This window comes from Algoriphagus aquimarinus (assembly GCF_900112005.1).
Lineage (GTDB): Bacteria > Bacteroidota > Bacteroidia > Cytophagales > Cyclobacteriaceae > Algoriphagus > Algoriphagus aquimarinus.
On record NZ_FOKK01000006.1, the window covers coordinates 55,050 to 67,171 of the forward strand.

Annotated in this window: 12 protein-coding genes and 1 other RNA gene; 5 read left to right on the forward strand and 8 right to left on the reverse strand. The window is 40.3% G+C overall.

Annotated elements, in window-relative coordinates:
* Positions 1 to 14: 14 nt before the first annotated feature.
* From BM291_RS09430 to BM291_RS22515, 4 genes are all read left to right on the forward strand, one after another.
* Complete coding sequence (locus tag BM291_RS09430) at positions 15 to 503, forward strand: TRAP transporter small permease (protein ID WP_092896649.1); 489 nt, start codon at positions 15 to 17, stop codon at positions 501 to 503.
* Positions 503 to 1,798, forward strand: coding sequence for a TRAP transporter large permease (locus BM291_RS09435; RefSeq protein WP_092896651.1), 1,296 nt, complete (start codon positions 503 to 505; stop codon positions 1,796 to 1,798). The genes BM291_RS09430 and BM291_RS09435 overlap by 1 nt, the downstream gene beginning before the upstream one ends.
* Before the next feature lie 133 nt (positions 1,799 to 1,931).
* Entirely contained in the window at positions 1,932 to 2,237 is a 306-nt protein-coding gene (locus BM291_RS09440) for an addiction module protein (protein WP_139229069.1), read from the forward strand.
* A 55-nt stretch (positions 2,238 to 2,292) separates the two neighbouring features.
* Positions 2,293 to 2,529 (forward strand): type II toxin-antitoxin system RelE/ParE family toxin, encoded by a 237-nt coding sequence (locus BM291_RS22515; protein ID WP_394333449.1) that lies wholly within the window; start codon positions 2,293 to 2,295, stop codon positions 2,527 to 2,529.
* A 184-nt stretch (positions 2,530 to 2,713) separates the two neighbouring features.
* On the opposite strand, the gene BM291_RS09450 is transcribed toward BM291_RS22515, so the two are convergent.
* From BM291_RS09450 to BM291_RS09490, 8 genes are all read right to left on the reverse strand, one after another.
* Positions 2,714 to 4,345: an ABC-F family ATP-binding cassette domain-containing protein gene (locus tag BM291_RS09450; protein WP_092896657.1), complete on the reverse strand. Its 1,632-nt coding sequence runs from the start codon at positions 4,343 to 4,345 to the stop codon at positions 2,714 to 2,716.
* Between the two features lie 610 nt (positions 4,346 to 4,955).
* Positions 4,956 to 6,182: a S8 family peptidase gene (locus BM291_RS09460; protein WP_092896661.1), complete on the reverse strand. Its 1,227-nt coding sequence runs from the start codon at positions 6,180 to 6,182 to the stop codon at positions 4,956 to 4,958.
* A 136-nt stretch (positions 6,183 to 6,318) separates the two neighbouring features.
* On the reverse strand, positions 6,319 to 7,716 hold the full coding sequence (locus BM291_RS09465) for a S41 family peptidase (protein WP_092896663.1): 1,398 nt from the start codon (positions 7,714 to 7,716) through the stop codon (positions 6,319 to 6,321).
* A 65-nt stretch (positions 7,717 to 7,781) separates the two neighbouring features.
* Positions 7,782 to 8,492, reverse strand: a complete 711-nt coding sequence (locus BM291_RS09470; RefSeq protein ID WP_092896665.1) for a cell division ATP-binding protein FtsE — start codon at positions 8,490 to 8,492, stop codon at positions 7,782 to 7,784.
* 2 nt (positions 8,493 to 8,494) lie between these two features.
* Positions 8,495 to 8,698 (reverse strand): fructose-6-phosphate aldolase, encoded by a 204-nt coding sequence (locus tag BM291_RS09475; RefSeq protein WP_092896667.1) that lies wholly within the window; start codon positions 8,696 to 8,698, stop codon positions 8,495 to 8,497.
* Positions 8,699 to 8,742: 44 nt separating this feature from the next.
* A complete protein-coding gene (gene fsa, locus BM291_RS09480; RefSeq protein ID WP_092896669.1) occupies positions 8,743 to 9,402 on the reverse strand; it encodes a fructose-6-phosphate aldolase in 660 nt (219 codons plus the stop codon).
* 447 nt (positions 9,403 to 9,849) lie between these two features.
* Positions 9,850 to 9,935: signal recognition particle sRNA small type (ffs, locus tag BM291_RS09485), an RNA gene on the reverse strand.
* A 285-nt stretch (positions 9,936 to 10,220) separates the two neighbouring features.
* Positions 10,221 to 10,451, reverse strand: a complete 231-nt coding sequence (locus tag BM291_RS09490) for a hypothetical protein (protein ID WP_092896671.1) — start codon at positions 10,449 to 10,451, stop codon at positions 10,221 to 10,223.
* 244 nt (positions 10,452 to 10,695) lie between these two features.
* Here BM291_RS09490 and BM291_RS09495 point away from each other — a divergent pair, with 244 nt between their 5' ends.
* Entirely contained in the window at positions 10,696 to 12,108 is a 1,413-nt protein-coding gene (locus BM291_RS09495) for an anthranilate synthase component I family protein (protein ID WP_092896673.1), read from the forward strand.
* The last annotated feature ends 14 nt before the right edge of the window (positions 12,109 to 12,122 follow it).

Consider the following 12,122-nt stretch of genomic DNA (forward strand, 5'->3'; position numbering starts at 1 on the left):
AACGAATTAAACCTATGTTTTCACCCCATACCAAGTTAAACCTGGATAAATGGATTGCCCATCTCTTGGTCATCTTGATGGCACTGATGGTGCTCAATGTGACCTGGCAGGTTACTTCTCGTTATGTTTTTCAAAGCCCAAGTTCGTTCACCGACGAATTGTCCCGATATATGCTAATCTGGGTAGGGATGCTGGGAGCTGCCTATGTCGCAGGTAAAAATGAACATTTAGCCATTGATATTCTCTTGACTAAACTGGGAGAAAAAGCACAGGATAAATTAATGATTTTAATTAACTGCTGTGTATTGACCTTTGCTCTTATAGTAATGGTGATCGGTGGATCTAACCTTGTTTACCTAACTTTTATTTTGGAACAGAAATCAGCTGTGCTGCAGATTCCTCTGGCATGCATCTACGCAATCATCCCTTTTAGCGGGTTACTGGTGATTTACTACCAGGTTGTAGCAATAAAATTTTTGACAAGTATTAAAGCTACTGTGTAATGGAGATTTTAAGCGTATTAATATTAGTGCTATCCTTTCTTTTCTTTTTAGGGATTGGAGTGCCTGTGGCTTGGAGTCTTGGACTTTCAAGTATGCTGACCTTAATGGTTACAGTCCAAACTATGCCTGCAATTACCACAATCGCTCAGCGAATGGGGACGGGATTGGATAGCTTTTCCCTGTTGGCAATTCCCTTCTTTATTCTCGCAGGAGAATTGATGAACCGGGGAGGTATCGCCAATCGTTTGATTGAGTTTGCGAAAGCATTGACAGGTAGGATGCGAGGTGGTTTGCTTCATGTCAATATCATTGCAGCCATGCTTATGGGGGCGATTGCAGGTTCTGCAGTAGCCGCGGCATCTTCTATGGGAGGGATTTTGGGGAAAAGAATGGAGAAAGAAGGCTATCCTAAAGAATTGGGAGCAGCAGTGAATATTACTTCCTCTACTACTGGATTGATCATTCCTCCATCTAACGTGTTGATCGTTTACTCTCTTGCTTCAGGTGGGGTTTCTGTGGCGGCGTTGTTCGTTGCAGGTTATTTGCCAGGATTGTTAGTCGGTGGATTGTTGATGATAACAGCTGCAATTATGGTTAGAGTTCATAAGCTGCCAGAAGGAGAAGGATCTTCTTTTAAGTTGATATTAAAAACATTTTGGGAGGCAGTTCCAAGTTTATTTTTATTAATTGTAGTGATTGGAGGGATTATAGGAGGAGTATTTACGGCTACAGAAGCTTCAGCTATTGCAGTGGTTTATTCCTTGGTTCTTTCGATGATCTATAGAGAATTGAAAGTAAAAGATTTGCCATCTGTATTGCTAAAATCTGCAGAAACTACCGCAGTGGTAATGCTTTTGATCGCAACTTCCATGGCCATGTCTTGGGTGATGTCCAGCGAGGAAATTCCTCAAAACATCTCCAATGCCTTACTAGGCTTGAGTGACAACATTTTTGTGATCTTGATTATGATCAATTTACTTCTGCTAGTTGTAGGTGTCTTTATGGACATGACTCCAGCGGTATTGATATTTACCCCGATCTTCTTGCCAGTTGTGACTGCTTTAGGAGTTGATCCTGTTCACTTCGGTATCATGATGGTACTTAATCTTTGTATAGGACTTTGTACGCCGCCAGTAGGTTCTATTCTCTTTATTGGAGTTGGGGTGGCAAATACAACGATACAAAAAGTCATGAAACCCATGTTGCCCTTCTATTTTGCGATGGTCTTGGCCTTGATTCTGATCATGCTTTTCCCAGAGATTTCACTTTGGCTACCAAGAGTATTTGGAGTTTAAAAAATTGTAGAGTGTAAGATGTAGGATGACCGATGAAAAGAATTCAAAAACGGCAGTTTCACTACTGTCGTTTTTTTGTTTTAGCCCGTTTTGATCTCTAGATGAAGATTTCCGTAAATTGAGCTAAGAATCTTTGTCTCTAAAAAACAAAACAATGGACTCTATTATTGTAAATCCTAAAAATGGGAAGGAGCTTAAGTTTGTTGCCGAACTTTTGGAAAAGCTTGGTGTGAGTAACGAGATTTTTTCATTTAATAAAAAGGAAGATTTAGAAATACTTCTAGATGCCTTTGAAGCTCAGCAAAAAAAATATGATGATGAGGTTCCCGAAGAATATTACCAGGTTCTAGATGGGAGAAGGGCAGAATATCTAAAAGGGAATTCTAAGTCAAGCTCTTGGGAAGAAGTCAAAGCTAGGGTGATTGGAAAGATTAAATGATATATTCCCTTGAAGTACTTAATTCTGCTGAAATTGAAATTTCAGATGCATTCATCTGTTACGAAGAGAAAGTTGCAGGGCTAGGTCAAAGGTTTTAGGGGCTGTTGAAAGTGCATTAAATCTAATCGTAAAAGCTCCTGAACTATATCAATTTAGGGAAATGCCATTCAGGAGTTGTCCGCTAAAAGGATTTCCATACTTAATATTCTATGCAATTGAAGACGAGGTCATTGTAGTCTATTCTATTTTTAATACCGCCCAAGATCCTGCGAAATGGCCATGGAATAAGTAATAGAATTAATTTCTGCTTTTTGAAATCTTTGGTAATAATCTAAGTTCCCCTTAACCGACATCCGACATCCGACATCCGACATCCGACATCGGACATCCGACATCCGAAATCCGAAAACCGACAACTGACAACTGACAACGCACAACTCACACCCGGCATCGGTCACCCAACACCCGACATCCTCCTACCTCTCCACTTCCTTCAAATTCTCAATCTTCTTATTTCTCAAGAAACCATTGATGTCCTCGAAGTGCTCTTTCACTCGCTTGTTGCCAAATTCAAATACTTTGGTCACCAATCCATCCAAGAAGTCTCTATCGTGAGATACGATGATTAGGGTGCCGTCAAAAGCTTTCAGCGCATCCTTGATGATATCCTTGGTCTTCATGTCCAAGTGATTGGTAGGCTCATCGAGAATCAGCAAGTTCACTGGCTCTAGCAGTAGCTTGATCATTGCCAGACGAGTTTTTTCTCCACCAGAAAGTACTTTTACCTTCTTGTTGATATCATCTCCTTTGAACATAAATGCTCCCAAAATATCCTTCACTTTGGTACGAGCTTCACCTACAGCGATGTAATCGATAGTTTCAAAAATCGTCAAGTTCTCGTCTAAAAGAGAAGCTTGGTTCTGAGCGAAATACCCGATCATAGAATTGTGACCCAGCTCGCATTTACCGTCAAAATCAATCTCGCCCATAATCGCTTTGATCATAGTTGATTTACCTTCACCGTTTTTACCGACAAAAGAAACTTTCTGACCACGCTCGATGGTCATGGAAGCATTCTTGAAGACTACATGCTCATCGTATTTCTTACTCATGTCTTCGACGATCACTGGATAGTTACCAGATCTCGGGGAAGGAGGGAAACGAAGCTTCAAGGCCGAGCTATCCACTTCATCCACTTCTATGATATCCATTTTCTCCAGCATTTTCACGCGGGATTGTACTTGAAGTGTTTTGGAGTAAGTGCCTTTGAAACGGTCAATAAACCCTTGAATATCTGCTATGACAGCCTGCTGCTCGTCGTATTGTTTCTGCTGCTGCTCACGACGCTCTCTTCGAAGTTCTAAGTAATGGCTATACTTAGCTTTGTAGTCGTACATGCGGCCCATAGTCAACTCAATAGTCCGCGTGGTGATATTGTCCACAAAGGCTCTATCGTGAGAAATCACTACTACTGCTTTGGCTTTATTCAATAAAAAATCTTCCAGCCATTGAATCGATTCAATATCCAGGTGATTGGTTGGCTCATCCAGAAGAATCAAATCAGGCTTTTGCAAAAGGATCTTTGCCAGCTCAATTCTCATTCTCCAGCCTCCTGAAAACTCGGAAGTTGAACGAGTTAAATCAGCTCTTTCGAAACCAAGTCCAAGCAAAACCTTTTCGACTTCAGCCTCATAGTTTACTTCCTCAATGGCGTAAAACTTCTCGCTCAACTCAGAAACTTGCTCGATCAGTTTGTAATACTCATCCGATTCGTAATCAGTCCTCACGGTCAATTCCTCATTGATTCGCTCGATCTCTGTCTTCATGTTCAGATAGCTGGCGAACGCTTTGGAGGTTTCGTCCATCACTGAGCAATCATCCGCAGTCAGCAAGTGCTGTGGGAGGTATGCCACCACAAAATCCTTTGGAGCAGAAACAGAACCTGAACTCGGCTTGGTCTGACCAGCAATGATCTTCAGAAGCGTGGATTTACCGGCACCGTTTTTACCCATAAGGGCGATCTTGTCGGTTTCGTTGATGGCAAAGGAAATATTACTAAAGAGTGTGGAACCGCTGTGAATGACGGCGACATTATCTACTGAAATCATAAGTATTGGAAGTGAAGCGGCAAAGGTAAGAAATTGAAGATTGAAAAATTGGAAGATTGAAAAATTGCCTTTCTGTCAGGAATTGAAATGTGAACATCATTGACCTTAATAGGGGAAAGATGCTTTGTTGGTAGTATATATGCACTTTTTTTTCTAGAAAGGGCGAAAACCATTTTGCCTGTGGTAATGGATATATTAATATAAAAAGGCTTCCAAGTGTGATTTAGAAGCCTTTTGTTACGGATCGTATGAGTTTTTCTTAACTAAGAAATAGGTAATATGCGATGAAGGTTGTCAGTAGCGAGATGCCAAAGCTCAATGAAATGATCTTTGGATAATTCGTCACCCATTGTCCTTTTTTGGAGTTTCCTTCTATAACCAACTGTCGATTTGGTCTTACTATCTCTTGTACAAGTGCAAGGCAGCCTAGAAAGTAAATAGATAATATTAAGACGAAACTTGCAGCGATTTCCATGACATTTCAATGTTGAATCTCAAATTTAACAGCTATTCTAAAGGAACCTTTTGAAAAATAGAAACTTAACAATTTGATAATGAGCAAAAAAAAAGGTGATTCCTCAGAATCACCTTTTGATTAGTCTTTTGAAGCTTATCTGATAGCAATGATGTCAGCTGGACCGGATGGATCATTTGTAGCAGTTCCTCCATTACGTGGAGTACCCCAGATCAACAACCCACATACGTGTGGTGATGCCATGGAAGTTCCGCTATAGCTAGCATAGCCACCTGGTACGGTAGAAAGTACTCCTACTCCCGGAGCAGCAAAATCTATAGGAGGATTACCAAAGTTAGAGAAAGAGGCAAACTTGTCATTGATATCTATGGCAGAAACCGTATAAATGTTTCCTCCGTTAGCTCTAGCAGGGGAGTGATTATTTGCATCATCTGACTCATTTCCAGCAGCAAGTGCAACTTTTACTCCAGCTCCGCCTAATGCAACAACTGCAGCGTCTAATGCTGAGGATACAGGGCCGCCTAAACTCATGTTAGCTACGTCACCTGAATTTGCATTTGCTGTAACAAAATCAACACCGGCAATAACCCCTGAATAAGATCCAGAACCTCTAGAATCCAATACTTTCACTGGCACTACAGTCACGCCAGCAGCCACACCAATTACACCGATTGAATTATCAATTGCTCCGATAGTTCCTGATACGTGTGTTCCGTGACCATTTCCGTCACTTGAAAGATCAGAGTCTTTTCCTTTAGTAAATGCATTAAATCCTGCATTGACATTTACATTAAGGTCTGGGTGGGAAGAGTCAATTCCTGAATCGATGATATAAGCCTTTTTCGAGCCTGAATAAGTCGCTCCTCCCCCTACTCTGGTAATGCCGTAAGGAGTTTCCTGACTAGCAGATCCTCCTCCTCCGCCATTTCCTGGTCCTTTGCCTGGAGGTGGAGCTAAAGCAATAATACGATCTGGTTCAATTCCTTTTACGGAAGGGTCTTTAGAGATGGATTCGAGTTGCTCCTCAGAAAGAGTGACAGCGAAACCTTGAATGGAATTCCCGTACACATAAGTCAAGTTTTCTTCGGCTACTCTATACTTTGCCAAAAGCGCTGAACTTGTTTTACGCATAGCATCTTGGGTTGCACTGTAAGACAAGTCTTTCCGGAAATTTATTTCCGAGGGTTGAAAAGTAATAATGTACTGTCCAGGGATAATATCACCTGATTGGTATTTTACAAATTCTACAGAATCTCCGGTAATTGGCGATTCAGCTTCCTGCTGACAGGAGAAAACAAGAGAAGCTAGGAGGACTCCTGCGCATAGTACAGGTTTTTTCCAAAGTTGATTTGGGTTGGTCATAAGTAAGTGGTTATAGATTGTTATAGTCTTGATCCTAAGTGGTCAAGAAGTTTAATATCCTTATATAAACCGTAAATTCCAAAATACTTATTGGATTATGGGCAAAAAAAAAGCCCCGAATATCGGGGCTTAAAGATTATTTAAGGATGGGAGATTCTATCATTTTCCCTGTCCTAATTTTCTTGTCAAGTGTATTAGCGACTTCCTCTCGATCTATTTTCATGAACCTTCCTGAAGAAGGGACACCTGTGATTTGCTCAATAGCTTTTCTGAGCATTATCTCATTTACATCCCCCAATGATTTAAGTCTCTCAGTATTTTCATTGACAGCAATGTTTGGTGTGAATCCAGTACTGTAATCCGATTGATCCAAGCTATTGAAGCTTTGAGTTACGATCGGTAGCAAGCCATAAGCATTGTCAGGGTTTTTTTCATCTTCAATTGCTATTGAGCCTACATTTTTACCGTAAGTGACAGCACCTATTAGGAAAACATCCATGTAAGGCTTAAGTCCATTGATAATTAACTCCGAAGCTGACGCTGTTCCACCGGAGGTTAGGACATAGAGACGGCTACCGTTTAAGGTATTGCCAAGGTTTTGAGCTTTATTCAAAAATGCAGTTTTCACGCTGCTCAAAGCTGGTATTTCTGATGCCAGTAAATTGTTGTATTTAGTTTTCGAGAAAATGTCTGAGCTAGTAACTCCAGGGGCGATCAAGCTGGCTAGATTTACTGCGGAAGAAACATATCCACCACCATTGTAGCGTAGATCCAATACTAAATTGTTGATATTTTCTGCCTTCAATTTGGCAAATATTGCATCCATCTCCTTGTCATACTTTGTATTGTCCGAAGCAGTTCCCGGCGCAAAGAAGTTGTAAATCACGTATCCGATTTTTTGGTTATTTATCGTGTATACAGTGTCAAGGAAATTAGGGTCTTCCGGAAATTCTACTGGTGTAATCGAAATTTCATCTCTCGCTATATAGGCTCCGCTTTCTTCGTTGTATCGCAGAGGTTTAATAGTGTGTGTTGTTTCAGTTTCACCGAGAAGCTCTCTATAATTATTTACTGTAATCTGTTTTCCGTTAATAGCTACAATTGCATCACCACGTTTTAAATCTTTAGAAGCCGCGGGACTGTTTTTCTTAACATAAATCACTTCCGCATAGACATCGTCTGAATCAGTGACTCTGTACAATTTGAATTCGTATCCTGGATCCAAAGAAATCCCGCTAAGCGAGTTTATCAATTCTTGATAATCAGGATAGATCACCGAAAAACGATCTGTAGGAGTGTAGAGTAAGGACTTGAAATAATCCGATGGATCTGAAGTCGCTGCGATTGGTGTGCCTAGATTAAGCCTCCAGTAGTAAACTTCATCCATCACCTCATAAATCCAATTGTTGATTTCTTCTTCCAGCGTGAGTTCAGCGTCTATAACAGGATCTTTATCATCATCTTTGTTACAGCTCCAAAGTAATCCACTCAGGATTACAAAGAAGAAAGCTCTTGAAAGTAGGGTAGATTTCATATTTGGGAAGTTTGGATAATTACAAACGTAGCATTTGCAATTCCGGTTGATTAAGATTAGAAATATTAATAAGTAGAACCATAAGACACGTCATGCGTCTGACTGTCTTGTAGTTCTCCATTTTCGCATTTCAACACGCGATAAGGATACTTACGTAGTAAATCATAATTATGGGTTGCCATCAATATCGCAGTTCCCTTTTTATTAATCTCTTGGAAAAGCTTGAAGATGCCATCTGCTACATCTGGATCTAGATTTCCGGTAGGCTCATCAGCTAGTAAAATAGAAGGCTCGTTGAGTAAAGCTCTCGCGATTACCACACGTTGTTGTTCTCCACCAGATAATTGATGAGGCATTTTGCTTGATGCATTATTCAGTCCTACTAGAAGTAGGACTTCAGCCATTCTTTCGTTTATTTTTGATTTGTCTGTCCAGCCGGTCGCTCTCATGACAAATGCTAGGTTTTCAGCTACAGAACGATCATTAAATAGCTGGAAATCCTGAAAAATGATTCCTATTTTCCTTCTTAGAAAGGGGATTTCTTTAATCTTAATTTTTTCCAGATTAAATCCCGCAACTTCAGCACTTCCACTTCTAAGCTCAAGGTCTGCATAGAGTGTTTTTAATAAGGAGCTTTTTCCACTACCAGTTCTTCCGATTAAGAATACAAATTCGTGCTGCTCTACCGAAAAGTTGACATTGGTGAGGATAGGGTCTATTCCCTGAAAGATCGTCGCTTGGTTTACCTGAAGTACAGGCTGAGTACTGAAGTCCATTCTTATAATTCTAATTTTTGCAATTTCCCAAAAGGAAGACCTTTGATTAACGCTTCAAGTTCTTCTTCCTTTCCTTCTAGACCAAATTTCTCTATTTTTTTCAAGGGTCTATCGGCCCTGAAATAGGCAACCAACACAAAGTTTTCATCTCTGATTTGTATGTAATCAGGGATTTTCGCTTTGCCTTTTACTTTGATAATATACATAGGGGGAATTAAAAAAAGACCGACTAGAGCCGGTCTTTCATTTGTTATTTTCCAGCTGCCTTCGCGTGATCTGCCAAAAATGTTGCCAAACCAGACTCAGTAAGCGGATGGTTTAATAAACCTGTGATTACTTTCAATGGACAAGTCACTACATCGGCGCCAACTTCAGCGCATTTCAACAGGTGCATGGTGTGTCTTACTGACGCAGCGAGTACTTCAGTTTCGAATCCGTAATTGCCATAAATATGAACGATCTGAGCGATTAGATCCATGCCATCAAATGCGATATCATCTAATCTACCGATGAAAGGAGATACATAAGACGCTCCAGCTTTTGCCGCCAAAAGAGCTTGGCCTGCAGAGAAAATTAGCGTACAGTTAGTACGGATACCCTCATTGCTGAAATATTTAAGTGCTTTCACACCGTCTTTGATCATCGGGATTTTCACCACGATTTTGTCATCTATTTTAGCAAGCTCTTTTCCTTCTCTGATCATACCTTCGTAATCTGTTGAGATTACTTCAGCACTAACTTTATCATCTACGATGTCACAGATCGCTTTGTAGTGAGCTCTTACTTTTTCGTCTCCACTGATACCTTCTTTGGCCATTAGAGAAGGATTGGTTGTTACACCGTCTAAAACACCTAGGTCATAAGCTTCACGAATGTCATCTAGGTTGGCTGTGTCAATAAAGAATTTCATGTTTGAATTGTTTAATAGGTATGGAAACCTCTTTTCTCAGGTTTTGTTATCCTGTCTTTCTTTAAAAACAGGGTAAAAGCCATTTAAAAAGGATGATTCCAAATGGATTTGATTGTGAAAACAAAGTTAGAAGATTAATCAAGATTTTGAACCTGATTGGAGTGTCTTGGGAAAAAACATGAAGAATTAACACTTCACAAGTTAGTAGGTGAGTGTGATGAGAAAAAATTGTAAGTAGTTAGAGGTAAGCTGTAAGTGGTTTTTTGAATAGCTCTCACCCAGTGCCTTTCTGCTACTAGTAGGCTTGAAAGTGCCAGCAAAGATCAAATTCGATGAGCAAATGCTAATTTGATGAAGTCAGTAGTGCTAGCTTAAATGGGGTGAAGTCAGGATTTATGGAGTTAGGTCCCTTATGGTTAACAGAATTCCATAAAAAATAGGGAAAAAAAAGAAGCGGCATCGCACCGCTCAACCACCTACCCTTGCTTCCTTCCGGACCTGGGGGATTCAGCAGGAGCTGGTCGTGCCGCCGGGACAAAAGTAAGGAGAAAATCATTCTTTACAATAATCTTACTCAGGATTGCAGAATCAGCCGCTTTTAGCGCTGACAGTGAGGAACATTAATTTCTGAAAGATTCAATTTTCAATGATCAAATTCAATTTTCAAGTATGGCAATGTGCAACTGAAATGAAGATTTGTTTTTATTACCCATAGAAAGCCGCAGAAAGCACTTGCTGATTTTCGCGGATTTCAAATTGGATAGGGCAAAGGATTTGCGGAGATCTGCGATAGTTATCTCCGAAAGTTTGCGGGAAACTTACTTCGTTTTCGCAAGATGCATCTGGAATTCCAGGACATTACAATGGATGAATTCATCCTCGGCAAGATCTTCAAAAATTTCCTCGTCAAATTCCATTTCTGTTTTTTCTATTTTTCCGTCAGGATGAACAATCAATTCAATTCCTGTTAGTGTGTCAGGGTTCACTTGAACCAAAACTTGGTAATCGTCGAAAATTCGTTTGAAATATTGTGAAAATGCTTTAGCCATGGCCTTTTTATTAAGTTTTTTCAAAATTATACTGAAAAAATTGAAAAGATGTTTTGTCCTTAGCAATCCGTTTCTAAATTTGCTCTCACTCTTATGAAAACAATCGCAAACAAATACTGGTGGCACGCTTACTCTTTCCAAAAGGAAGTTTAGAAAGCCCCTGCATTTAATTTTGCGTTACGACATAGTATAAAAGGCTTACTGGATTTCCGGTAAGCCTTTTTTCATTATAAAAATCAACAAAATGACTCAAGTGAAATTCCCTATACTAACTACCTACCGGAAGAGATTGGCAGATACAATCACGCCAGTAAGTATTTACCTACAGATCAGAGATCGCTTCGCCAATCCAATTTTACTTGAGAGTTCAGACTACCATGGTCATGAAAACAGTTATTCCTATATCTGTTTTAATCCTCTGGCTTCCTTCACTTTCAATAATGGTAAAGTGGTCGAAAATCTCCCTTCTGGCAAAAAAGAGTCGTATGAAGTGAGCTCTGATCAAAAGCTAATGCAATGCTTGCGTGCTTTCGGAAGCAAGTTTGACGTAGCTCCTGATAATTTCAAATTCAGTTCAAATGGCCTTTTTGGGTACATCCAATACGATACGGTAGCCTATTTTGAAGATATCAACCTAAAGAATACTATTCCTACAGATGTACCGATGATGCAATATTCGGTCTACCAAAATGTAATCGTGGTAGATCACTATAAAAATGAATTGCATCTGCTGGAGCACAGAGTGGCTGGAGCGGAAAATGTGGAAAGAATGGAGGAGATCGAGCGTCTACTTACCAATAAGAACATTCCTAGTTACTCCTTTCAACGTATAGGTGAAGAAGAATCAAATTACACTGACGAGGAATTCTTAAAGATTTTGAATCAGGGTCGTGAGCATTGTTTCAAAGGAGATGTCTTCCAGATTGTCCTTTCACGGAGATTTAGTACGGCTTTCAAAGGAGATGAATTCAATGTGTATCGTGCGCTTAGATCTGTCAATCCATCTCCTTATTTATTCTATTTCGACTATGGCTCCTTCAAGGTTTTTGGAAGTTCACCAGAAGCTCAGATTGTGGTGAAGGATAAAAAAGCAACGATTTATCCTATTGCTGGTACTTTTCGCAGAACTGGCAATGACCTAGAAGATGCGAAGCTTGCCAGACAGCTCTACGATGACCCTAAAGAAAACTCAGAGCATGTGATGCTGGTAGATCTGGCGAGAAATGACCTGAGCAGATCTTCTGAAAAAGTTAGCGTGGATGTTTTCAAAGAGATTCAATACTATTCACACGTAATTCATTTGGTTTCCAAAGTGACTGGGGAATTGCCAGAGAACACCAATCCACTTCAGTTGGTAGCAGACACATTTCCTGCAGGGACACTTTCGGGAGCTCCCAAATACAGAGCGATGGAATTGATCGATGAGTTGGAGAATATCTCGAGAACGTTTTATGGTGGAGCTATCGGCTATTTGGGATTCAATGGAGATTTCAATCACGCGATTCTGATCCGTTCCTTTGTCTCTGAAAACAATCAACTCAGATTCCAGGCAGGGGCAGGGGTTGTTGCCAAATCTACCATCCCGTCCGAACTACAGGAAGTCGCCAATAAGTTGGAAGCGCTGAGAGTTGCACTTAGGGCGGCGGAAGCCATCTGATTGGAAAATTGCAA